General features: G+C 72.3%; 20 protein-coding genes and 1 rRNA gene. 3 read left to right on the forward strand and 18 right to left on the reverse strand.

The window, feature by feature from the left end; all coding sequences use genetic code 11:
* Positions 1-71: 71 nt before the first annotated feature.
* Together QSK10_RS20225 and ald are read right to left on the reverse strand one after the other, a co-directional pair.
* Complete coding sequence (locus tag QSK10_RS20225; protein WP_285664431.1) at positions 72-992, reverse strand: site-specific tyrosine recombinase XerD; 921 nt, start codon at positions 990-992, stop codon at positions 72-74.
* Positions 989-2,104 (reverse strand): alanine dehydrogenase, encoded by a 1,116-nt coding sequence (gene ald, locus QSK10_RS20230; protein ID WP_285664432.1) that lies wholly within the window; start codon positions 2,102-2,104, stop codon positions 989-991. Before ald ends, QSK10_RS20225 begins: the two co-directional genes overlap by 4 nt.
* Before the next feature lie 188 nt (positions 2,105-2,292).
* Between ald and QSK10_RS20235 the strand changes: the two genes are divergently transcribed.
* Complete coding sequence (locus tag QSK10_RS20235; protein WP_285664433.1) at positions 2,293-2,817, forward strand: TM2 domain-containing protein; 525 nt, start codon at positions 2,293-2,295, stop codon at positions 2,815-2,817.
* A gap of 177 nt (positions 2,818-2,994) precedes the next feature.
* On the opposite strand, the gene QSK10_RS20240 is transcribed toward QSK10_RS20235, so the two are convergent.
* The 13 genes from QSK10_RS20240 to QSK10_RS20300 form a co-directional block, all read right to left on the reverse strand.
* Positions 2,995-3,549: an NUDIX domain-containing protein gene (locus QSK10_RS20240; protein WP_285664434.1), complete on the reverse strand. Its 555-nt coding sequence runs from the start codon at positions 3,547-3,549 to the stop codon at positions 2,995-2,997.
* Between the two features lie 111 nt (positions 3,550-3,660).
* A complete protein-coding gene (pyrG, locus tag QSK10_RS20245; RefSeq protein ID WP_285664435.1) occupies positions 3,661-5,361 on the reverse strand; it encodes a CTP synthase in 1,701 nt (566 codons plus the stop codon).
* A 90-nt stretch (positions 5,362-5,451) separates the two neighbouring features.
* Positions 5,452-7,752 (reverse strand): hypothetical protein, encoded by a 2,301-nt coding sequence (locus tag QSK10_RS20250; protein ID WP_285664436.1) that lies wholly within the window; start codon positions 7,750-7,752, stop codon positions 5,452-5,454.
* A complete protein-coding gene (locus QSK10_RS20255) occupies positions 7,749-8,888 on the reverse strand; it encodes a glycosyltransferase family 4 protein (protein ID WP_285664437.1) in 1,140 nt (379 codons plus the stop codon). The genes QSK10_RS20250 and QSK10_RS20255 overlap by 4 nt, the downstream gene beginning before the upstream one ends.
* Positions 8,889-8,902: 14 nt before the next feature.
* A complete protein-coding gene (gene murJ, locus QSK10_RS20260) occupies positions 8,903-10,474 on the reverse strand; it encodes a murein biosynthesis integral membrane protein MurJ (RefSeq protein ID WP_285664438.1) in 1,572 nt (523 codons plus the stop codon).
* Between the two features lie 25 nt (positions 10,475-10,499).
* On the reverse strand, positions 10,500-11,345 hold the full coding sequence (locus QSK10_RS20265) for a hypothetical protein (RefSeq protein WP_285664439.1): 846 nt from the start codon (positions 11,343-11,345) through the stop codon (positions 10,500-10,502).
* 28 nt (positions 11,346-11,373) lie between these two features.
* A complete protein-coding gene (locus QSK10_RS20270) occupies positions 11,374-12,294 on the reverse strand; it encodes a copper transporter (protein ID WP_285664441.1) in 921 nt (306 codons plus the stop codon).
* Positions 12,294-13,472, reverse strand: a complete 1,179-nt coding sequence (steA, locus tag QSK10_RS20275; protein WP_285664442.1) for a putative cytokinetic ring protein SteA — start codon at positions 13,470-13,472, stop codon at positions 12,294-12,296. The genes QSK10_RS20270 and steA overlap by 1 nt, the downstream gene beginning before the upstream one ends.
* Positions 13,473-13,566: 94 nt before the next feature.
* Positions 13,567-15,348: a DNA repair protein RecN gene (gene recN, locus QSK10_RS20280; RefSeq protein ID WP_285664443.1), complete on the reverse strand. Its 1,782-nt coding sequence runs from the start codon at positions 15,346-15,348 to the stop codon at positions 13,567-13,569.
* Positions 15,349-15,412: 64 nt separating this feature from the next.
* Positions 15,413-16,309 (reverse strand): NAD kinase, encoded by an 897-nt coding sequence (locus QSK10_RS20285; protein WP_285664444.1) that lies wholly within the window; start codon positions 16,307-16,309, stop codon positions 15,413-15,415.
* 7 nt (positions 16,310-16,316) lie between these two features.
* Positions 16,317-17,129 carry a TlyA family RNA methyltransferase gene (locus tag QSK10_RS20290; RefSeq protein ID WP_285664445.1) on the reverse strand — a complete coding sequence of 271 codons (813 nt, stop codon included), beginning with the start codon at positions 17,127-17,129 and terminating at the stop codon, positions 16,317-16,319.
* Positions 17,126-17,332 (reverse strand): hypothetical protein, encoded by a 207-nt coding sequence (locus QSK10_RS20295; protein WP_285664446.1) that lies wholly within the window; start codon positions 17,330-17,332, stop codon positions 17,126-17,128. Before QSK10_RS20295 ends, QSK10_RS20290 begins: the two co-directional genes overlap by 4 nt.
* A complete protein-coding gene (locus tag QSK10_RS20300; protein ID WP_285664447.1) occupies positions 17,329-17,958 on the reverse strand; it encodes a phasin family protein in 630 nt (209 codons plus the stop codon). Before QSK10_RS20300 ends, QSK10_RS20295 begins: the two co-directional genes overlap by 4 nt.
* A gap of 116 nt (positions 17,959-18,074) precedes the next feature.
* Between QSK10_RS20300 and QSK10_RS20305 the strand changes: the two genes are divergently transcribed.
* A complete protein-coding gene (locus QSK10_RS20305) occupies positions 18,075-18,413 on the forward strand; it encodes an SCP2 sterol-binding domain-containing protein (protein ID WP_285664448.1) in 339 nt (112 codons plus the stop codon).
* Positions 18,414-18,881: 468 nt separating this feature from the next.
* Here QSK10_RS20305 and QSK10_RS20310 read toward each other — a convergent pair whose 3' ends face one another.
* Entirely contained in the window at positions 18,882-19,919 is a 1,038-nt protein-coding gene (locus QSK10_RS20310) for an HAD-IIA family hydrolase (protein WP_285664449.1), read from the reverse strand.
* On the reverse strand, positions 19,916-20,812 hold the full coding sequence (locus QSK10_RS34320; RefSeq protein ID WP_432705348.1) for a tetratricopeptide repeat protein: 897 nt from the start codon (positions 20,810-20,812) through the stop codon (positions 19,916-19,918). The genes QSK10_RS20310 and QSK10_RS34320 overlap by 4 nt, the downstream gene beginning before the upstream one ends.
* A 6-nt stretch (positions 20,813-20,818) precedes the next feature.
* Here QSK10_RS34320 and QSK10_RS20315 point away from each other — a divergent pair, with 6 nt between their 5' ends.
* Positions 20,819-22,291, forward strand: coding sequence for a hypothetical protein (locus QSK10_RS20315; protein WP_285664450.1), 1,473 nt, complete (start codon positions 20,819-20,821; stop codon positions 22,289-22,291).
* A 272-nt stretch (positions 22,292-22,563) separates the two neighbouring features.
* Here QSK10_RS20315 and rrf read toward each other — a convergent pair.
* A 5S ribosomal RNA gene (gene rrf / locus QSK10_RS20320) occupies positions 22,564-22,680 on the reverse strand.
* Positions 22,681-22,962 lie beyond the last annotated feature (282 nt).

Below are 22,962 nucleotides of genomic sequence, written 5' to 3' on the forward strand. Positions count from 1 at the left end.
CCATATGCGACATGAATCTGTTGCCGCACTACATTCGGCGTGTCGCATCGACGGATTCAGGGATGTGGAACTCATCGGCGTGCTCGTGGGTGGGAAGTCGCGTACACCTCTCGGAGTCTATCCACCGTCACGAGCGTGTAAACCTGAGTGGTCACAACCGATGTGTGACCGAGCAGTTCCTGCACGGCGCGGATGTCGGCGCCGCCGTCCAGAAGGTGCGTGGCGTAGGAGTGCCGCAGGGTGTGCGGAGAGATGTCGGCCGACAGCCCGGCGCGCTCGGCGACGTCCTTGAGGACCGCCCACGCCCCTTGCCGTGACAGTCTCCCGCCGCGCTTGTTGCGGAACAGCCCGGCGTCGGTGGGGTTGAGTCCGGGGCGGGCGCGCACCAGGTAGGCCTCGATGGCCTCGACGGCGTAGTTGCCCAGCGGGACGGTGCGGGTCTTGCCGCCCTTGCCGGTGAGGGTGACCGCCCCGGCGGTGAGGTCGAGGTCGTCGATGGCGCAGGTGACGGCCTCGGTGATGCGGGCCCCGGTGCCGTAGAGGAACTCCAGGAGCGCGGTGTCGCGCAGGGGGATGGGGCCGTCGCCGAAGCGCGCGGCCTCCAGCAGCGCGGCGACCTCGTCGACGGTGATCGCCTTGGGCAGCCGCGTGGGCAGGTTCACCGGGGGCGCGTCGATGAGCGGGTCGGTGCCGGCGTGGCCTTCGGCGTGGGCGAACTTGTGCAGCCCGCGGATCGCGCTGACCATCCGGGCGACCGACGCCGCGGACAGGGGCGGGTGGCCGCCCCAGCCGCGGGTCAGGTCGGCGCGGTATGCCTCGACCACGTCGGGGGTGATGGCGTCGACGGCCTCGATCCCCTGCGCGGTGAGCCATTCCAGGTAACGGTCGAGATCGCGGCGGTAGGCCTCGATGGTGTTCTTCGACCGTCCCTTTTCGACGGCCAGGTGGTCGAGGTAGATCCCGGCCACCCGGCCGATGCGCGCTTCCGTCAAGCGATGACCTCGTCGAGCTTGACCGCCTGGAGGCCGTGGGCCTCGGCGACGGGGCCGTAGACGACGTGCCCGGCGTGGGTGTTGAGACCCAGGGCCAGGGCGCGGTCGCGGCGCAGCGCCTCGCGCCAGCCGTGGTTGGCCAGCTCCAGCACGTACGGCAGCGTGACGTTGGTCAGCGCGTAGGTGGAGGTGTGCGGGACGGCGCCGGGCATGTTGGCCACGCAGTAGAACACCGAGTTGTGCACGGCGTAGGTCGGGTCGGCGTGGGTGGTGGGACGCGAGTCCTCGAAGCAGCCGCCCTGGTCGATGGAGATGTCGACCAGCACGCTGCCGGGCTTCATCCGCGAGACCAGCTCGTTGCTGATCAGCGTCGGCGCCTTGGCGCCGGGCACCAGCACGGCGCCGATGACCAGGTCGGCCTCCAGGACGGCCCGCTCGATCTCGTAGGCGTTGGAGGCGACCGTCTGCAGGTGGCCCTGGTAGATGCGGTCGGCGTCGCGAAGCTTGTCGATGTTCTTGTCCAGCAGCTGCACCTCGGCCTGCATGCCCAGCGCGATCGCCGCGGCGTTCATGCCGGAGATGCCGGCGCCGATGACCACGACCCGCGCGGCGTGCACGCCCGAGACGCCGCCCATCAGGACGCCGCGGCCGCCGCCGGAGCGCATCAGGTGGTAGGCGCCGACCTGCGGGGCCAGCCGCCCGGCGACCTCCGACATCGGGGTCAGCAGCGGCAGCGCGCCGTTGCCGGTCTCCACCGTCTCGTAGGCGATGCCGGTGACACCGCGCTCCAGAAGGGCGTCGGTGCACTCGCGGGAGGCGGCCAGGTGGAGGTAGGTGAACAGGACCTGGCCCTCGCGCATCCGGTGGTACTCGGAGGCGATCGGCTCCTTCACCTTCAGGATGAGGTCACCGGTGGCCCAGACGGCGTCGGCGTCGGCGAGGATCGTCGCCCCCGCCGCGATGTAGTCCTCGTCGGGGATCGAGGACCCGACGCCGGCACCGGCCTGGACGTACACCTCGTGTCCGCCGCGGACGAGCTCGTGGACGCCCGTCGGCGTGATCGCCACCCGGTACTCGTGGTTCTTGACCTCGCTCGGGATACCGACCTTCATTGTTGCGACTCCTTCGTCGCGTGGTCGGCGTGTCGGCGGAACCCTTCCACCGATGGCTGATCGCACGCCCACCCGCGGACCGCAGTGTAGGACGTGGCCCGAACGGGTGGCTCGGGTTGGTCGAAGAAGTGTCACCGAGGCGGCATGTGGGGGTCGTTCACCGAGCGTGAGTGGGTTAATCTGCGAGCATGACCTCTCCGTATCCGCCGCAGGACCCCTACGGGCAGCAGCAGCCGCCGCAGTACGGCCAGCAGTACGGCCAGCCGCCGCAGCCCGCGCCCTCTGGCTCTTCCTATGAACTCTCCGGTCCTCCGGCCTCGGGATACACCGACCCGTACGCCCAGCCCGCGGACCCGTACGCGCAGCAGCAGTACCCGCAGCAGCCGGTGTACCAGCAGCAGCCCGTCTACCAGCCGGTTCCCGTCGCCGTCCCGGTCCCCGCCTACTCGGCGGTGGGCGGCTACGGCGTCGACCCGGTCACCGGCCAGCCCCTGTCGGACAAGTCGAAGCTGACCGCCGGCCTGCTGCAGATCTTCCTCGGCGGCTTCGGCGTCGGCCGTTTCTACACCGGCCACGTCGGCATGGCCATCGGCCAGATCGCCGCGACCTGGCTGACCTGCGGACTCGGCGGCATCTGGCCGCTGATCGACGGCATCATCCTGCTCACGTCGAACACGCAGACCGACGCCGACGGGCGCCTCCTGCGCAGCTGACGCGCGCCAGAAGCCCACGGCCCCTGCATCCCGGATACTGGGAGGTAGGGGCCGAACTTTTCGCCCTATCACTGAATCAGGACATGCGAAAAGGCGAGCGGAAACCCGCTCGCCCCTTCGATTCTTCGGATCATTCTCACAGGTAGCGGCCACTGAGAGCCGCGCTACACCCCGGTCTCAGCGCTTCTGGAGGGCCGCGGCGGCCAGGACCCCGATCTGGCAGGCCGCGTTGGCGATCCGCCCGTCCAGTACCGCCGCGACCGCTTCGTCCAGGTTCCACCAGCGGGTGGTCATCTCCGCCTCCTCGTGCTCGCGGACGTGCCGCTCGGCGTCGGGCACCGGCGCCAGCCCCCGCGCCAGGTACAGCCGGATCCGCTCGTTGGAGCAGCCCGGGCTCACCAGCGCGTCGGTGAGGTGGGTGTAGGACGACGCGGTCAGGTCGGCCTCCTCGGCCAACTCCCGCGCGGCGGTCAGCTCCGGGGCCTCCCCCGCCACGTCCAGCAGCCCCGCCGGCAGCTCCCACAGGAACGCGCGCACCGGATGCCGGTACTGGTGGACCAGCAGGACCCGGTCGTCATCGTCGAGGGCCACCACGCCCACCGCGCCGATGTGGCGCATGTAGTCGCGCGAGGCGGTCACCCCGCCGGGCATGGCCACCTCATCGGTCACCACGCTGAACATCGGGCCGGCGAAACGCTCGACGCTGCCGAGGACCTCGTACTGGTGGGTCATCGCTCTCCCTCGCGGTCGGGGCCGGACGGCCCGGGCGTCCCCCATCCTCCCCCACCCCTGGACGCCGAGAGGCCCGGCACGGTGACCGTGCCGGGCCGCAGAGGACGCGCCTCAGACCGCGGCGGTCTGCTCCACCGAGGGCAGCTTGTCGCCGTCGGAGTGGATGACCGAGGCGCCCACGAACGCGGTGAACAGCGGGTGCGGACGCGTCGGGCGCGACTTCAGCTCCGGGTGGGCCTGGGTGGCCACGAAGAACGGGTGCAGGTCGCGCTCCAGCTCCACGAACTCCACCAGGCGCCCGTCCGGCGACACCCCCGAGATCACGAACCCGGACTTGGCCAGGGCCTCGCGGTAGGAGTTGTTGACCTCGTAGCGGTGCCGGTGGCGCTCGGTGACACTCGTCGACCCGTACGCCTCGGCCGTCAGGGAACCCTCCACCAGGTCGGCCGGGTAGGACCCCAGCCTCATGGTGCCGCCCATGTCGCCCTTGCCGGCCACGATGTCGGCCTGGTCGGGCATCGTGGCGATGACCGGGTGCTCGCAGTTCTCGTCGAACTCCACCGAGTTCGCCCCCGCCAGCCCGCCCACGTGCCGCAGGACCTCGATGGTCATGCAATGCAGGCCCAGGCACAGCCCCAGCGTCGGGATCTTGTTGCGGCGGGTGTGCTCGATGGCGCCGATCTTGCCCTCCACACCCCGCGAGCCGAACCCGCCGGGGATGATCACGCCGTGCGCGCCGGCCAGGGCCTTGGCCGCGCCCTCGGCGGTGCGGCAGTCGTCGGACTCCACCCAGCGGATGTCGACGCGCACGCGGTGGGCGAACCCGGCCGCGCGGACCGCCTCGGCCACCGACAGGTACGCGTCGGGCAGGTCGACGTACTTGCCGACGATGGCCACCGAGATGCGCCCGTCGGGGTTGTGGACGCGGTCGAGCAGATCGTCCCAGGCCGCCCAGTCGACGTCCTTGAACGGCAGGCTCAGCCGCCGCACCACGTACACGTCCAGGCCCTCGCGGTGCAGGACCTTGGGGATGTCGTAGATGCTGGGGGCGTCGGCGGCGGAGACGACCGCCTCGGTCTCCACGTCGCAGTAGAGGGCGATCTTGGCCTTCAGGTGCGCCGGGATCTCCCGGTCGCTGCGGCACACGATCGCGTCGGGCTGGATGCCGATGTTGCGCAGCGCGGCCACCGAGTGCTGGGTGGGCTTGGTCTTGAGCTCGCCCGACGGCGCGAGGTAGGGCACGAGGGAGACGTGCAGGTAGAACACGTTGTCGCGGCCGAGGTCGTGGCGCAGCTGCCGGATGGCCTCCAGGAACGGCAGGGACTCCATGTCGCCGACGGTGCCGCCGACCTCGGTGATCACCACGTCGGGGACGCGGCCGCTGGGGTCGTCGGGGTCGGGCGCGGCCATCGCCTTGACCCGGTCCTTGATCTCGTTGGTGATGTGCGGGATGACCTGGACGGTGTCGCCGAGGTACTCACCGCGCCGCTCCTTGGCGATGACCTTGGAGTAGACCTTGCCGGTGGTCACGTTGGCGCGCCCCGACAGCGAGCGGTCCAGGAAGCGCTCGTAGTGGCCGACGTCCAGGTCGGTCTCGGCGCCGTCCTCGGTGACGAACACCTCGCCGTGCTGGAACGGGTTCATCGTCCCGGGGTCGACGTTGAGGTAGGGGTCGAGCTTCTGCATCACCACGCGCAGCCCGCGGGCGGTGAGGAGATTGCCGAGGCTGGAGGCCGTCAGGCCCTTGCCGAGGGCGGAGGCGACGCCTCCGGTGACGAAGATGTGCTTCGTGCTGCGTGCCGAGGTGGCCAAAACCGTCTCCCGTGGTAGCCGTCAGGCGTGGCCCGGAAAAACCATCGGCGCGATGCCCCGGCGCCAACCGGAGGGTCGTGCGGGGGTCGCCTAGATGGTCTGTGGTCGGCCACGCGATCCACGGGATTCCACAGTAACACCGCCCCCACCTGCGTCCTTGGCGGGTCCGGTGATCGAGGCGACTCGCCGGGACGAAACACCCTCGACCGTGATCACCTTCCGGCGGCTCTTCTCACCGCGCACCTGCGCCCGCGCCAGGACCCGCAACGCCACGATCACGGCCAGCGGCACGGTGATCGCGGCGGCGGCACCGGCGGCGTAGAGCCCCGAACCGTCCAGGAGCCCGCCGAGGGCCGCGGCGACCGAGGCGCCCACGAACCCACCCCGCGCGGCCGGGTAGAGCCCGAACGCGCGTTTGAGACCGCCGGAGGGCCGCAGCAGCACCAGCCCGACGAACGCCGCCGAACCCAGCACCAGGATCGTCGTCCAGGACGAGGCCACCGCGATCACATCGGCCTCGGCGATGTCGCGCAGCGTGCCGCTGGAGGCCCCCGAGGCGATACCGGCCACGAACCGGCCCAGCGGGCCGCGGTCACCGGGATCACGGGTCAAGTCGATGGCGGCGAAGGCCAGCATCACGCCCACACCCAGCAACGTCGCCCACGCCAGCCGCGCGAAGGTCAGCCACCCGCCGGTGGAGATCACCGCCGCCAGGCACACACCCGCCGTCAGCGCGATCGCCCCGGCCGGGTCGGCGCCCAGATGGGGACTGCCGACGATGAGGATCCCGATGCTGCCCAGCGCGGTGATGACCACCGGCCGCCACTTGCGGGCGGCGTTCTGCGCCACGCACCCGGCCGTCATCATCAGCCCCGCGGCGAACACCCCGTAACCGATGGAACCCATGCCCGAATAGCGCCCGCCCTCCAGGGCGGAGTACCCGGCCACGCCGTTCAGCTGCAACGCCCCGCCGGTCAGCACGTCGACGGCCACGATGATCACGCCCACGCTCGACACGATCGTCATCAACCGCAGCGGCGTGCGCCTGCGCGGCATCAGCAGCGCCCCGGCCGTCAGCGCCAGGGTGATCACCAGCGTCACCCCCAGGAACACCCACACGTGCCCCGGCGCCCGCCACCACGGCACCAGGTCGGCCAGGATCGCCGCCGGAACCGACATCGCCAGCGCCACCGCGCTGCCCACCAGCGCCCGCATCGTCCAATGCGAGGGCGGCCGCACACCCACCGGCCCGTGCCCCCGCCGCATCCGGTGCAGCACCGGCGTGGCCGCCGCGTACAGCGCGAACAGGCCCAAGGTGAGCACGAACAAGAACGTGCCGACCGTGCCGTGCTGGGCCGCGGCCTGCTGATCGGCGTCGGCCATCTCCTCGATGGCCCGCGCCAGGCTCTCCGGCCGCCCCGGCTCCACCGAGGCCGGCTCCCCCTGGAACGCCCGCGACTGGCTGCGCCCCAGCGCCTCCACCGCCGTCGGCGCCAGGTCCACCAGCTGCAGATACCCCGGACGACCCGTCGAGGCCGAGGTCAGCCACCCGCCGTCCAGGCCCGGGCCGTCGGCGATCGCCGCGTGCAACCGCGGCGGGCTCTGCGTGTCGGACACCCCCGCGATCATCAGCAGCGAATCGGCCGGACGCGCCGCCAGCACCGCCGACAGCCGCTGATCGACCTCGGCGGCCACCGTCGCCCGGTCGGGAGTGTCGGGCAGCGTCCCCAGATCCACCACCGCCAGCGCACACGACGCCAGCAACTCGGCCGCCTTCTGCGGATCACGCGGCAGCCCGGGGGTGTAGACGTCGACCTGCCCCGTGGGCCGCGCGGTCGCGAACGCCCCACCCGGGCCCACCGCCACCGAACACCGCACCGACTCGGCCAGCGCGCCCAGCTCCGCGCCCTTGACACGGGCCCGGTTGCGGTTGACCGCCGCCTCCTGCCCGGCCACCCTCGCCCCGTCACCGTCACGGTCGGGCTCGATCCGCTCATCCGGCAGCGGCCCGCACACCCCGTTGGTGACCTCATCGTCACCGGCCGCGCGCGCACCCGCCGACAAGGTGTACCACCCGTCCAGCGGGCACGTCGGCGACTCCGCCGAGCGCACCGACAGCGACGCGATCGCGCCCTTCTGCGCCAGCTCCCACAAGTGGGGGGTGCTCTGCGGGCTCACGTCCTCCCAGCGCAGCCCCGCCACGCCCACGACCACCACGTGCTGCACCGTGCGCGACTCGGCGCCGCCGGTGTGCCGCGGCAGCAGCTCCAGCCCCGCCACCAGCATCATCGCCGCGACGGCGAACCACGCCAGCACGCCGCGCCAGTGGACCTCGATCCACGCCCGCAACCGGTCGGCGCGGCCGCGCGCCGGGACGCCCTCCCCGCTCACGCCCCGGTCAGCTCCCGGTAGACCGCCTCGACCTGCGCCACGGCGTCGGCCACCGTCGGCAGGCCCGCGCCGCGCTCACGCCCGGCCGCCGACAGGCGCTCGCGCTCACCGGCGTCGTCCAGGACCCGCGCGATCGCCGCGGCCGTGGCCGCCGCCTCGCCCGGCGCCACCAGGATCGCCGCGTCACCGGTCACGTGCGGGACACCACCGACGCGCGTGGCGATCAGCGGCGTACCCGAGCGCAGCGCCTCCTGCGCGAACAGCGGGTAGCCCTCCCACTCGGCGGTGCCGACCACCAGGTCGGCCGCGCCCAGCAGGTCCGGGACGTCCTTGCGGTGCCCCAGCAGCGTCACCGGGGCGCCCGTCGCGGCGATCCGCGCGGCCAGGTCCTCGCGCAGCGGCCCCTCACCGGCGACCACGAACAACGGCGCCGGGTCACGCCCGGCCAGGCTCGCCGCGGCGTCGATGAGGACGTCCACGCGCTTCTGCGGCGCCAACCGCGCGATCGACAGCACCAGCGGGCGGCCTTCGGCCACACCCAGCTCCGCGCGCACCGCCGCCGCGTCACGCGCGGCCGGGGGCAGCGGCGGCGCCGGGACCGGCCCGAACCGCACATCGCGCCCGCCCAGCCGCAGCACCCGCGTCACCAGGTCCTCCGACACGCACAGCGACAGGTCGGCACCGCGCGCCACGGCCTTCTCCGCCGCGCCCAGCACCCGCCCCTTGACTCCCCCGGTGCTCATGAGCACGTTGTGCCAGGTCACCACCAGCGGCGCGCCCAGCGGCCGCGCCGCACGGGCGACCAGCCCGGCGCGCATCCCGTGGGCGTGGACGATGTCGGTGGCCCGGGCCCCACCCGGTCCTCGCAGCGCCGCGCGCAACCGCCGTGCGGCGCGCGCGTCGGCGACCGGATCCACGCCCGCGCTGATCTCCACCGGCACGAACCGCGCGCCGCGCGCGCCGAAACCGAACAGCTCCTCGGTGGCCGCGGGACCCGCGACGGTGACCCGGGCGTCGGCGGCCACCAGGCCCTCCACCAGGGAGGCCACGTGCTGCCCGACCCCGCCGGTGCTCGTGGCCAGCACCAGGTGCACCCGACGACCGTCGAGCGCTCCGGTGGTGTCAGTCCCCGCCATGTCCGCCTCCGCCTTCATCCGCGCCGCAGGCGGCGCACGAACCTGTCCACCACCGGGCGCACGTCGTGCCGATCGAGCGGCACCGTCACCGCACCGTAGACGACGAGGACCACGAGCCCGCCGATGACCCCCGCCACGATCGGGTTCCAGCCGTCGAGGAACCGGCCGGCCCACACACCCGCCGCAGCCGCGGCCAGGGCCGCCAGGAGCGTCACTCCCCCGACCCGCCACAGCCCCGACAAGGCGCCACGCCCCGCGCGGGCCACCACGATCACGATCAGCGCCAGTCCCAGCACGCACATCCCGGCGGTGTTGCCCGCCGCCAGCGCCAGCACCCGCTCACCGTCGCTCCAGGCCCCCGCCAGCAGCATCGTGGTGATCATCACCGTGCCCCACCCGGCCACGGTGGCGATCGCCGCGCGCATGTTGTCCCCCCGCGCGTACAGCGCCCGCGACAGCAAAGCGAACAGCCCGTAGCCCAGCAGGCCCGGCGCCATCCACCGCAACGCACCCGCCAGGCTCCCCGGCGGATAGCCCTGCTCCGACAGGCCCGTCATGAACCGGGCGAGCGGATCGGCCATCGCGAACAGCGCCGCCGCGCCCAGCCCCGACAGCAGCACCACACCCCGCGCGGTCGCCGACAGCAGCGAGTCGTAGCGGACCTTCCCCTCGGTGGCCACCGCGTCGGCCAGGCTCGGGTACACCGCCGTGGCCAGCGGCACCGCCAGCACCGCCCACGGCAGCAGGTACAGCGTCGTGGCCACCGTGTACGCCACCAGCGTCCCGTCGGGCGCCGGCGGGTTGCCCAGGTAGATCACCACCAGCATCGCCAGCTGCTGCATGCCCACCGTCACCACACCGGCACCGGCCAGCGACTTCACCTGCCGCCCGGCCTGCTCGGCGAACGACACCGCCGGACGCAGCCGCACCCCCAGCCGCAGCACCGGCGGGACCAGGCACCCCGTCAAGACCACCACGCCCAGCGTCGTGCCCACCGACAGGACCAGCTCACCGGCCCGCGAAGCGCGCGAGGCGGCGTCCATCAGCCCGAAAACGGTATAGGCGCCGATCACCGTCAGGCTCGACAGCAGCGGCGCCAGCGCCGGCCACGCGAACCGCCGGTGCGCCTGCAGCACACCCGTCAGCACCACACCCGCCCCGTACAGGGGCAGCTGCGGCGCGAAGACCACCAGCATCCGCGCGCCGACCGCGACCTCATCGGCCGGCGCCCGCGCCGACATCAGGCCCACGATCGGCTCGGCGAACACCGCCACCAGCACCGCCACCGGCACCAGGATCAGCAGCGTCCACGTCAGCATCGCCGAGGCCGCCGAGGCCACCGACGCGGCGTCCTTGCGCGCGATCGGCGCCGCCAGCACCGGCACCACCAGCGCCGCCAGCGCGCCACCGGCCACGATCTCGAAGACGATGTTCGGCGCGGTGTTGGCCGTCTGGTACATGTTGCCCAGGCTGGTGTAACCCACCGCCCACGCGAAGACCAGCACACGCGCGAAACCCGCCAGCCTGCTGGCCACGGTCAAACCGGCGATCAGCGCCGCCGAGGACCCGATCCGGCCCGCGGCCATCACCGGGCGCGACGGCCCGGGACCGTCACGGCTTGCGCCCGAACTCGTCGATCTCCCGCAGACCGGGCGTACGCGCGATGACCTTCGTGAAACTGACCTTCTCCGAGGCCACCGCCGCGGCCGCGAACAGCGCGAACAGCCCCAGCCGCCCCCACCGCCCGGTCCGCGCCGCCAGGCCCAGGCCCACCTGCGCGCCCAGTGCGTTGGCGCCCGAATCGCCCAGCATCACCTTCTCGCCCAGGTCGTCGCCGATCAGCGCGCCCGCGGCCGCCACCGGCCCCGACACCAGGTCACCGGCGGCCGGGCGGCGGCCCAGACCGGCGAGCTCGCCCATGGCGATGGTGGCCTTGAGGGCGCGCCCGGAGCGCACGTCAAGGAGGTTGACGAAGTTGGCCGCGCCCGCGACGACACCGGCGCCGACGAGGGTGTCGGCCACGCGCAGGCTCCCCTCGCGGCGGCGGTCGGCGTCCAGCAGCGCCACCGACACCAGGCCCGCGGCGCCCACGCCGACGATCTTGATCAGGCCGCTGGTGACCACGCCGTCCTTGAGGGCGGCGAAATGGCCTTTGAAGCCCTTGTAGCGCTTCTGCTCGGGACGGTCGCCGGCGATGTCGTCGTAGAGGCCGACGGCCCCGGCGGCCAGGCCCGCGGTCAGCGCGGCGGCGGCCGCGCGGGGGTTCTTCGCCCCGGCGGCGGCGCTGACCGCGCCGGAAACGGCCGCGGCGGGCCCTGCGGCGAGGCTGATCTGGTGGCCTTTGTGGTTGACGCGCTCCAGCGAGGCCGCGAACGGCGAGCGGCGCACGGCGGTCAGGGTGCCGCGCGCGGCCAGCGCGCCGACACCGGCCAGCACCAGCCGGGACAACATTCCCATCGTCTCTCCTGTCCGGTCGTGCCGGCGGCTACGCCTGCGGCACCGGGACGGTCGACTCGGCTCCTGCGCCCGAGCCCCAGTCACCGGGTTTCCCGGCCAGGTCGCTGGCCAGGCCCAGGCAGGCGGCCACCTGGCCCTGCGGGGTGGAGATATTGTCCACCGTGGACAAGCTCAGGTTCAGCGCGGGGTCGTCGCGCACGATGGTGACGGCCCCACCGGCCACCGGCATCGCCAGCAGCGCCGAGCCGTACTTGTCGAACTGCGCCGCGATCGTGGCCACGTACCCGTTGCGCAGCGTCGCCTGCGAGTCGGTGTAGGGCCTGGGCGCGATGATCAGGACCGCCGCCGCGCGCGTGCCGTTGAAGGTGTCCTTGCCCAGCAGCATCTGCCCGGTGGTGAAGCCCGACAGGACCATCTTCTGCTCCTCCGGCGACACCTCCGGCCCACCGGCCATCAGCACCGCCCCCAGCAGCGCCGAAGCCGTCTCCACGCCGTTGACGTTGTTGGGCAGGTTCCCCACGTGGTCCGGCAGCAGCTGCTTCACCAGGTCCAGCAGCTCGTCGCGCTTCTCGGGGTTGATGAAGTTGTCGGTCAAGTCCAGCTGCCCGGTGACCTTGGCGCCGGTCAGCGCCAGCATCTCCATCGCGCCCTGCACGTCCTTCTCGTCGGCACCGGCGACGGTCAGCAGCAGCACGGGCTTGTCGGTGAGCTTGCCCGCCAGCGCCGTGGGCGCGATCTGCTTGGCGAACTCCTCCTCCTGGTCCAGCTGGCTCTGCAGCTGCTCCAGGGACTTGCGGATGGTGTCGTTCTGCTCGCGCAGCGAGGAGACCTGGTCCTGCAGGAAGTCCGAGGCCGGCCCGTTGAGGGCGGCCGTCCCCAGCACCAGGCCGATGGCGAGCGCCAGGAACACCGCGGTCAGGGAGACCAGGTGGTACCGGAAATTGATCACTAGAACAACCTCTGCAGTTGGAAGAGGAGATTTTCCCACCAGGCCTGCACGACCTCCAGGTAGGAGCGCCCGATGGTGGAGACGCTGACGGCGGCGGCCATCGCCGCGATCGCCGCCAGGACCAGCAGCAGCAGCGACGACACCGACACGTTCTGCTTGTACAGCCGCGACACGCCCTTGGCGTCGACGAGCTTGCCGCCGACCCGCAGCCGCGTCAGGAACGTCGAGGCCATCCCGCCGCGGCCCTTGTCCAGGAACTCCACCAGCGTGGCGTGGGTACCCACGGCCACGATCAGCTCGGCGCCCTTCTCATCGGCGATGAGCATCGCGATGTCCTCGCTGGTGGCCGCCGCCGGGAACACGATCGAGGCGATCCCCAGGTCGTCGAGGCGGGCCTTGCCCGGCGCGCGCCCGTCGGTGAAGGCGTGCACGATCACCTCGGCGCCGCAGCGCAGCACGTCATCGGAGGCCGAGTCCATGTCACCCACGATGATGTCGGGGGTGTACCCGGCCTCCACCAGCGCGTCGGCACCGCCGTCGACACCGATCAGCACCGGCCGGAACTCGCGGATGTAGGGCCGGAGGACGTCGAGGTCCTCCTTGTAGTCGTAGCCGCGCACCACGATCAGGCAGTGCCGCCCGTTGATCTGGGTCTCGATGTCGGGGACGCCCACACCGTCCAGCAGCAGCTCGCGCTCGCGCTTGAGGTACTCCATGGTGTTGGCCGCGAAGGCCTCCAGCTGCACCGACAGGCCCTCACGGGCGTCGGACATGGCCTGGGCGACGCTGTCGGCGTCCTGCCGCACACCACTGGCCACGACCTTGTCGCCGACGAGGATGTCACCGTCGACGATGCGGACGTGGGTGCCCTCGCGCAGCGCGCTGAACACGTCCTCGCCGACATCGTCGAGGAGCGGGATCCCGGCCTTGATCAAGACCTCGGGCCCGAGATTGGGGTAGCGGCCCGAAATCGACGGCTTGGCGTTCACGACGGCGGCGACCTCGGTGGCGACCAGCGCGTCGGCGGCCACCCGGTCGATGTCCAGGTGGTCGATGACGGCGATGTCGCCGGGACGCAGGCGCCCGGTCAGCCGCTTGGTACGGCGGTCCAGCCGGACGGGCCCGGCGATACCGCCGGCCTCGACCGCCCGGTTCCGGCGCAGGGTAGGTAGACGCATCGGCCCCATCCTCGCATCACTCGGCCAGTTCCCCGACAACGCCACGCGATGAGGGACCGCGATTCGGGGCGAATACCCCCAAAGTCGTGCCCCGCTACGCCTCGGCGCGTATCGCCCGCTTTTCCTTACCCGCCACAGCCAGCAGCTCCTCGGCGTGGGCGACCCCGAGGTCGCTGTCGGGCAGACCGGCCAGCATCCGCGCCAGTTCGCGCGCCCGCTCGGTGTCCATCACCGCGTGCACCCCGGAGGTCGTCACCGCCCCCGAGACGTCCTTGGCGACCACGAGGTGCCGGTCGGCGAAAGCCGCCACCTGCGGAAGGTGTGTCACCACGATAACCTGATGCCGGTGCGCCAGCCGGGCAAGACGCCGCCCGATCTCCACCGCGGCGCGCCCGCCGACACCGGCGTCGACCTCGTCGAAGACCAGCGTCGGGGGTCCACCGGCGCCCGCGAAGATCACCTCGATGGCCAGCATCACCCGCGACAGCTCACCACCGGACGCCCCGCGCTGCAGCGAAGCCGCCGGCGCGCCGGGGTTGGCCCGCAGCCGCAACTCCACCTCGTCGCAACCGTCGGGACCCACACCGCACTCGGCGCCCTCGACCTCCAGCTTGTGCGGGCCCTTGCCCACCGGGCGCGGCCCGACCTCGGCCAGCACCCGCGCGTGCGGCATCGCCAGCCCCGTCAGCTCCACGCTCACGTCCTCGGCGAAACGCACCGCCGCCTCCCGCCGCGAGGCCATCAGCCGCGCCGCCAGCCCGGCGGTCTCCTTCGCCAGACGGTCCCGCTCGGCCCGCATCGCCTCCAGCGCCTCATCGGACACGTCGAGGTCCACCAGCCGCGCCGCGGCCACCCGCGCCCACTCCAGCACACCGTCGATGTCCTCGGCGTACTTACGGGTCAGGCCCTTCAGGACCGCGCGCCGCGCGAAGATCGTCTCCAGCCGCGCCGGGTCGGCGTCCAGCCCGTCCAGGTAGGACCCCAGCTCGCTCGCCACGTCACCGATGACCGAGGCGGCCTCCGACAGCCGCGACGACAGCTCGCCCAGCGCCGAGTCCACACTCGACTGCCCCTCCAGCGCCCGCTGCGCCGCGCCCAGCAACGTCATCACGTCGGCCGACTCGTCCATCCCGTCGCCGTCACCGGACAGCGCCTGATGGGCGGTGACCGCCGCGCCGCGCAGCGCCTCGGCGTGCTCCAGCCGCCGCGCCTCCTCGGCCAGCGCCTCGTCCTCGCCCGGCTCGGGGTTCACCTCGGCGATCTCGGCCAGCCCCAGCTTCAGCAGCTCCGCCTCACGGGTGCGCTCGGTGGCGTCGCGCCGCCGCCGCGCCAGCTCATCGGCCGCGCCGCGCCACTGCCCGTAGGTCTCCCGGAAACGCTCGTAGACCTTCTCGTGCTCGGCCCCGGCGTAGCGGTCCAGCGCCGCGCGCTGCTCGGCGGGCTGCAGCAGCCGCATCTGATCGGACTGGCCGTGCACCGACACCACCAGCTCGCCCAGCTCCGACAGCACCCCGATGGGCGCCGACCGTCCCGCGACGTGCGCCCGGGAGCGCCCCTCGCTGGTGACGGTGCGGCTGAGCAGCAGCTCGTCGTCGTCCACGTCGGCCCCGGCGTCCACGGCGCGCTGCCGCACCGCCGCCGCCGTCCGCTGGTCCACCGTGGAGTCCAGGCGGATACGCCCCTCCACCACGGCCTTGCCCACATCGGTGCGCACGCGACCGGCATCGGCCCGGCCCCCGAACAGGAGGCCGAGACCGGCCACCACCATCGTCTTGCCGGCCCCGGTCTCACCGGTGATGACCGTCAGACCCTCGGCGAGCGGGAGGCTCGCGTCCTCGATCACGCCAAGCCCGGTGATCCGCAACTCTTCCAGCACAGTCCCGACCCTAGTAGCACTCACGTACGGATGGCCAATACGTCTCACGCCTTCGCCGCGAAGTCTACGAGTCCTTCTGCCGCCATCCGTCCACCGGCAGCCGCAGCTTCGCCACGAGCCGCTCGGTGAACGACTGGGGCGAGAGGTGCACGACACGTACGGGCTTGCTGCCGCGCACCACCCGGACCTTCGATCCCGGCGGCAGGTCGTAGACCCTACGCCCATCGCACGACAAAACCGCGAGCGTCGTATGCGGCTCCACGGTGATCTCCACCGTGGACGACGGCGAGACCACCAGCGGACGGCTGAACAGCGTGTGCGCGCTGATCGGCACGAACAGCAGGGCCTGCACCTCCGGCCACACCACCGGGCCGCCCGCCGACATCGCGTACGCCGTCGACCCCGTGGGAGTGGCGCACACGATCCCGTCGCACCCGTACCGCGACAGCCTGCGCCCGTCGATCTCGACGAGCACCTCCAGCATCCGCGAGGGCATGCCCTTCTCCACCGTCGCCTCGTTCAGCGCCCAGGACTCGGCGATGACCCGGCCCTCAAGCTCGGCGCGCACCTCGACGGTGAACCGCTCCTCGACGGTGTAGTCACCGGCGGCGATCTGCCGCACGGCGAACTCCAGATCCATGCACTCGGCCTCGGCGAGGAACCCGACGTGCCCCAGATTGATGCCCAGCAGCGGAGCCCCGGCCGGACGGGCCAGCTCCGCGGCCCGCAAGAACGTGCCGTCACCGCCCAGGGCGATGACGATCTCGTCCTTGTCCGCGCTGGCGTCGGAGCCCGCCACGTGTTCCACGTCCGCCAGGGGGACGTCGGCGGCCTCCTCGGCCAGCATCCGCACGCGGAAACCGGCCGACAGCAGGATCTTGGCCACCGAGTGCGCCTGGTCGGTGTTGCCCGACCTCCCGGTGTGCGTCACCAGGAGCGCCGATCGCGTCTCGTCGTTCACCCGACAATCATGCGTTGCCTTCGCCGATTACGGCACGACGGATCAGCGTGTCGTCCGGCTCACCGGCGTCACGCCGCAACCAGCAGAAGTACTCCACGTTCCCCGAGGGCCCCGGAAGCGGGCTCGCCGCCAGTCCCGCGACACCCCAGCCGAGCCGCCACGCGGCGTCCACGACGTCCCGCACGGCCTCGGCGCGCAGCTCCGGATCCCGCACCACACCACCGGAACCGACCCGGTCCTTACCCACCTCGAACTGCGGTTTCACCATCGGCACGATGTCGCCGTCGCCGAGCGTGCACGCCGTCAGCGCCGGCAGCACCAGCCGCAGCGAGATGAACGACAGATCGGCCACCGTCACCTCCACCGGCCCGCCGATCACGTCCGGCGTCAGGTGCCGCACGTTCGTCCGGTCGTGGACCCGTACCCGCTCATCGGTCCGCAGCGACCACGCCAGCTGCCCGTAACCGACGTCCACGGCCTCCACGACGCGCGCACCGCGCCGCAGCAGCACGTCGGTGAACCCACCGGTGGACGCACCGGCGTCCAGGCACCGGCGGCCCGCCACGCTCAGCCCACCGGGCCCGAACGCCTCCAGAGCCCCGACCAGCTTGTGCGCACCGCGCGAGACGTAGTCGTCCACGACGCCCTCGTCCTCGCGCACCACGATCGGATCGGCGGTCTCCACCGCCGTGGCCGCCTTCGCCGCGACCATCCCCTTGACCTCGACACGCCCGGCGGCGATCAGCTCACCGGCGTGCTCCCGCGAGCGGGCCAGCTTGCGCCGCACCAGCTCGGCGTCCAGCCGCAGCCGCCGCATCACGCGTCGTCGACGGCGGCCAGGACGTCCTGGAGCCGCTCGTGCGCCGCCTCGAACACCGGCACCCGCTCGGCGCTGCTCATCGTGTCCAGCACCGCCATGCCCGCCAGGATCTCCTCCACAGCGGCCACACCATCGGCCGACGACGGGGTGGCGCGGTCCCCGAGGGCCCGCGCCAGCGCCGCCGGATTGGGCGCGCCCGTCACTCGCCGCCCTCCGGGGCCTGCGGAGCCGGGGGCGTCGCCTTCTTCGCCGTGGTCTTCTTCGCCACCGCGGTCTTACGCGTGGTGGTGGTCTTCTTCGCCGCCGCCTTGCGCGGCGCGGCGGCCTTCGCCGTGCTCGCCTTCTTGGCGGGAACGGCCTTGGCGGGGGCGCTCTTCCCGGCCGGGGCCTCGGCGGGCTTCTCGGCCGCCTTCTCCGCCGCGGCCGGGGCCGCCTTCTTCGCGGGCGCGCTCTTCTTGGCCGGAGCGGCCTTCGCGGGCGCCTTCACCGCGGCGGCCGCCGCGGAGCGCTCGGCGGCGTCGGCGCGCGCCTCGGCGTCCTTCAGCTTCGACTCCAGGTCCCGGACCCGGTCATTGAGCTCGGAGACCTCTTCGTTGGTGGCCAGCCCGACCCGGCCCAGGCCGCGGTCCATCTCGTAGCGGACCAGCTTCACCAGGGCGTCGCGATTGGCGGTACCGGCCGACATGAGGTCCTCGGCCATGGTCTGCAACTGGCCGACGGTGGCGCCGCTCTGCTTGGCGAGCTTCTTGACCACCTTCGTGGCCTTCTTCCGCGAGTTCTCGGTCAGACCGAGCGCCAGTTCGAGATATGCGCGCCAAGCGTCCTGCATGATGCCTCCGTTATCAACCGCGCGTTTACTTCGCGCCATCACGCTACCCCGGAAGGACACGCCGCCCATGATGTACCGTGCCCAACGGTGAAACCCGCTGATCCGGAAGGGACCGAATGGCGACCATTGAGGAGTGCCGCGCGGCACTCGACGCTCTCGCGGCGAAACTGGCGGAGAACGCCGATTCGGTGCGCGGCAAGGTGGACCTCGACCGCACCCTCGCCGCCGAGATCACCGATCTGCCCGCCCACTTCCACGGCCGGCTCGCGCAGGGCCGCCTCATCGACATCGCCGACGGCGACGACCCCGACGCCAAGATCCGGCTGATCGTCGGCAGCGACGACCTCATCGCCCTGGTCGCCGGTGACCTCGACTTCGGCCGCGCCTTCGCCTCCGGCCGCGTGAAGATCAAGGCCAACCTGTTCGACCTGCTCAAGCTGAAGGCGCTGCTCTAGACCCGGCCCCTGTGGACGCCCAAGGGCGCCCCGCCGATCCCCGGTGGCTCACGCGGCTCGCCCGCGACGGGCCGGCCGATACAGGTAGCGGTGGCCGGTGGCGTGATCACCGCCGGGTGATCACGCGAAGGCCCGGCACCGGCGCGGGCCCGCCCCGCCGACTCCGGCGGCCGGTCACGCCCTCGACCGCGCCCACCGCCGGGGGCATGGCCGGCCGCACCGGCCGGCGCGGACGCCCATGGCTCCACTCGCGGGTGTCCGCGAGCCGCACGCGGGCCTTCCGGCACGACGCCACCGGACACCTCCCGGAGCGGTACAGGGGCCCGCGTCCGTCCACCGGCCGGGCCCGGTCATCGCCGCCGTCACGCGAGCGACACTCGCGGTCCCCCGACCCGCCAGCGGGCATGAAAAAACCCCGCCCGGTTCCCCGGACGGGGTTCGTCGTTCACACGGCCGATGGCGCTCGCCTCAGCCGAAGTCCAGTTCGCGCAGGGCCGCGACCGCGTCCTCACCGTCTCCGGTGACCTTCTCCCACCCGGGAGTCGCCCACGCCAGCTCCGCCAGCGCGCGCAGCGCGTCCAGGGGCTCCCCCGCGCCGCTCAGGCGCAGTACCGCGTCCTCGGCGGCGGCCGTGAAGCCTCCGCACACCACCGCGTCCCCGTGCCAGCGTGTGCCCGGCTGCGGCAGCCGCACGTCCCGCAGGCCCCACCCCAGGTACTCGGGGCGGGCGTTCTCCGGAATGGACAGCACCTCGGCGGGCCGGGTGATACCGCTGAGCACGAGCATGGACGGCACACCGGCCGCCACCGCGCCCTCGATGTCGGTGTCCCACCGGTCGCCGACGACCAGCGCCGACAGCTCCGGCGCCACCGCGGCCGCCTGCTCGAACATCGCCGGGCCCGGCTTGCCCGCCACCGCGTCCGGGCCACGGCCGGCGGCGGTGCGGACCGCGCCGATCAGCGCGCCGTTGCCGGGCAGCGGACCACGCTTCGACGGCAGTGTCGGGTCGGGGTTCGTGGCCACCCACAGCGCGCCCTCGCGGACCGCGACGGTCGCCTCGGCCAGGTCCCGCCACGACACGTCCGGCGAGTAGCCCTGCACGACCGCCTCGGCGTCCTCGGCCGCCGTCACGGGTGTCAGGCCCGCCCGCCGCACCTCGGCCACCAGGCTCTCGGTGCCGATCACGAGCACGGACGCGCCGGGCGCCAGTCGCCCGGCCAGCAGCGTCGCCGCCGTCCGCGACGAGCTCAGGACCTCGCCGGCCTCCGCCGCCACGCCCATCCCGGACAACGCGCCCGCGACCGTCTCCGGAGCGCGGGCGGCGTTGTTCGTGACGAACACGACCCGGCCGCCCTCGCCGCGATGCGCGGCGAGGGTCTCGATCACCCCGTCGATGGGGTGATCGAGCAGGTAGACCACGCCGTCGAGATCGAGGAGCAGCAGACGGTGGGACTCCATCAGGGGCCGCTCGGCCCCCAGGAGCCGCGTCGGCCGCTCCCCGGTCACTTGGCCTCGTCCGGGTTCTTCGGGGCCTCGAAGGACACCGACCGCGCGTCGGGACGCGGGGACTCCTCGGCGGCCGTCACCGGCGCCTGATCGTCCTCGTCGTCCTCATCGTCATCGCCGTCTTCGTCGTCCTCATCGGACGCGTCACGGTCGTCGTCCTGGTCCTCGTCGTCGTCATCATCGTCTTCGTCTCCGTCTTCGTCCGAGGAGCCCTCGTCCGACTCGCCGTCCTCATCGGACTCGTCGTCGTCCTCGTCCTCATCGGAGTCGTCGATGTCGTGGCCGTGCTCGGCGCCCTCCATCTCGGCGAGGAGCTCGTCCTCGTCCTCGATCTCCGGCAGCACGACGCCCTCAAGCTCCAGCAGCCGCTCGGTCGCGGCCGTCTCGCCCTCGGGGTCGACGGCGAGGGTCTTGTTGAACCACTCGATCGCCTCGTCCTTGCGCTCCACCGCGGCCAGCGCGTCGGCGTAGGCGAAGCGCAGGCGCGCCAGCCAGCCGTCGCCGGTGCTCCGGTTCAGCTCCGGCACCTGCAGCATGCCCACGGCCGCCGCGTCCTGCCCGAGGTCGCGGCGCGCGCCGGCGGCCACGATCAGCAGCTCGATGCGGACGTCCTCCGGCAGCGACGTGCCCTCGGACTCGCGCCACGCGTCCACGGCCCGCTCCGGGCGGCCCAGGGCGCGCTCGCAGTCGGCGATGATCGCCACGTACTCCTGGGTGCCGTTCAGGCGCTGCGCGGTGCGCAGCTCCGAGATCGCCACCTGCCACTCACCGGCGATGTAGGCGGTCAGGCCCGCGCCCTCGCGCACCACGCCGATGCGGGACGCCAGGCGCCGCGCCACGGCCGCGTGCTCCAAGGCCAGCTTCGGGTCCTCGTCGAGCAGGCGCCCGGCCATCACCAGGTGCTTGCCGACGCGCTCCGCGAGGCCCTTCGGCAGCGACGAGAGGCCCTCGCGGACCTCCTTGTCCAGCTCGCGGTAGTCGACGTCCTCGGGCAGCGGCGGCTCGGAGTACTCCGCGCCACCACCGGCCAGCACCGGACGGTTCTCATCGCGCGCCCGCTCGTCGCGATCACGCGAGAAGTCACGGCGGTCGCCCCGGTCACCACGGTCGTCGCGGCGGAACCCGCCACGGTCGCCACCGCGGTCATCACGGTTGAAGGACGGACGGTCGTCACGACGCTGGAAACCACCACGGTCCCCGCCACGGTCGTCACGACGCTGGTATCCACCGCGATCGCCGCCGCGGTCGTCACGGCGCTGGAACCCGGGACGGTCACCACCACGGTCATCGCGACGCTGGTATCCGCCACGGTCGCCACCGCGGTCATCACGGTTGAACGAGGGACGGTCGTCACGACGCTGGAAACCACCACGGTCCCCGCCACGATCATCACGACGCTGGAAGCCGGGACGGTCACCACCACGGTCATCACGACGCTGGAAGCCCCCGCGATCGCCGCCACGGTCATCACGGCGCTCGAACGGACGGTCGCCGCGCGGGCGGTCGTCACGGCGCTGGAACCCGCCACGGTCGCCACCGCGGTCATCACGGTTGAACGAGGGACGGTCATCGCGGCGCTGGAAACCACCACGGTCCCCGCCACGATCATCGCGGCGCTGGAACCCGGGACGGTCGCCACCACGGTCATCGCGACGCTGGTATCCGCCACGGTCCCCACCACGGTCATCACGGTTGAAGGACGGACGGTCATCGCGACGCTGGAAGCCCCCGCGATCGCCACCGCGGTCATCACGGTTGAACGAGGGACGGTCGTCACGACGCTGGAAACCACCACGGTCCCCGCCACGATCGTCACGACGCTGGTATCCGCCACGGTCGCCACCGCGATCATCGCGGCGCTGGAACCCGGGACGGTCGCCACCACGGTCGTCACGACGCTGGTATCCGCCACGGTCCCCACCACGGTCATCACGGTTGAAGGACGGACGGTCATCACGACGCTGGAAGCCCCCGCGATCGCCACCGCGATCGTCACGGTTGAACGAGGGACGGTCGTCACGACGCTGGAACCCGGGACGGTCCCCGCCACGGTCATCGCGACGCTGGAACCCGGGACGGTCACCACCACGGTCATCCCGGCGCTGGAAGCCCCGGTCATCGCGGTCGCGGTTGAAGGCGGGACGGTCACCACCGCGGTCGTCGCGGCGCGGCCCGTCGTTGTTGTAGCGGGGGCGGTCGTCGCGGCGCTGGAAGCCGCGGTCATCGCGGCCGCCGTAGCCGCCGCGGTTGCGGCCGCCGTCACGGAAGCCGTTGTTGCGGTCGCTGCGGCCCTGGTGCTCCCGGCCCCGATCACCGCCGCGGTCGCCACCCGGCCTGGAGTTACGGTCAGAGCCCGAACGGTCCTCAGCTGACATGCCCATCATTCTCTCGTATCCGGCGGCGGACACACCGCCGCACCAGTAAATACCGCCACCGTCACATTCGCGGTGGCCCGGCCGGACCATCGACGGCGTCCCGCGCCGTCCCGATCCTCGCCGGCGGCATGCGGCTTCCGTTGTTGACTTGTCCGTGCGGGCGCCCAGACGGGCTCCGCCACCTGCACCGCCCCGGAGGACGGCATGCATGACTGTAGCCCCGCGGGTTCCCCCAAATTGGGGTCGCCCGCGGGGCCACCATGTTTAGTGTTCGGCGGTGTCCTACTCTCCCACCCCGTTCCCAGGGCAGTACCATCGGCGCTGAAGGGCTTAGCTTCCGGGTTCGGAATGGGACCGGGCGTTTCCCCTTCGCCATGACCACCGAAACATCCTCGAAACAACACACACCACTCACTGGTGCGGGGGTTTCCTGGACGCCTCGGCCGTGAACCCGTCCCGTGAAAAAGGGGGTGGGGGTTCGGCGTTGGTGTCGTATGGAATTGTTCTATCTGTTCACCGTGGCGCACACCCCACGTGTGTGGGGGGCTGCTGTGGTGTGTTGTTTCAGATGAACATAGTGGGTGCGATTTTCTGGCGGCGTGTCACGCGCTGCTTAAAGGATTTGTTAAGTCCTCGGCCTATTAGTACCGGTCAACTGAACACATTAC

The sequence above is a fragment of the Actinorhabdospora filicis genome (assembly GCF_030269765.1).
Lineage (GTDB): Bacteria > Actinomycetota > Actinomycetes > Mycobacteriales > Micromonosporaceae > Actinorhabdospora > Actinorhabdospora filicis.

Coding starts and splice junctions, on each gene's coding strand:
- ald (WP_285664432.1), bottom strand. CDS start 2,104: ATGAAGGTCGGTATCCCGAGCGAGGTCAAGAACCACGAGTACCGGGTG.
- QSK10_RS20235 (WP_285664433.1), top strand. CDS start 2,293: ATGACCTCTCCGTATCCGCCGCAGGACCCCTACGGGCAGCAGCAGCCG.
- QSK10_RS20240 (WP_285664434.1), bottom strand. CDS start 3,549: ATGACCCACCAGTACGAGGTCCTCGGCAGCGTCGAGCGTTTCGCCGGC.
- QSK10_RS20255 (WP_285664437.1), bottom strand. CDS start 8,888: ATGGCGGGGACTGACACCACCGGAGCGCTCGACGGTCGTCGGGTGCAC.
- murJ (WP_285664438.1), bottom strand. CDS start 10,474: ATGGCCGCGGGCCGGATCGGGTCCTCGGCGGCGCTGATCGCCGGTTTG.
- QSK10_RS20265 (WP_285664439.1), bottom strand. CDS start 11,345: ATGGGAATGTTGTCCCGGCTGGTGCTGGCCGGTGTCGGCGCGCTGGCC.
- steA (WP_285664442.1), bottom strand. CDS start 13,472: ATGCGTCTACCTACCCTGCGCCGGAACCGGGCGGTCGAGGCCGGCGGT.
- QSK10_RS20300 (WP_285664447.1), bottom strand. CDS start 17,958: ATGCAGGACGCTTGGCGCGCATATCTCGAACTGGCGCTCGGTCTGACC.
- QSK10_RS20305 (WP_285664448.1), top strand. CDS start 18,075: ATGGCGACCATTGAGGAGTGCCGCGCGGCACTCGACGCTCTCGCGGCG.
- QSK10_RS34320 (WP_432705348.1), bottom strand. CDS start 20,812: ATGGCCGGGCGCCTGCTCGACGAGGACCCGAAGCTGGCCTTGGAGCAC.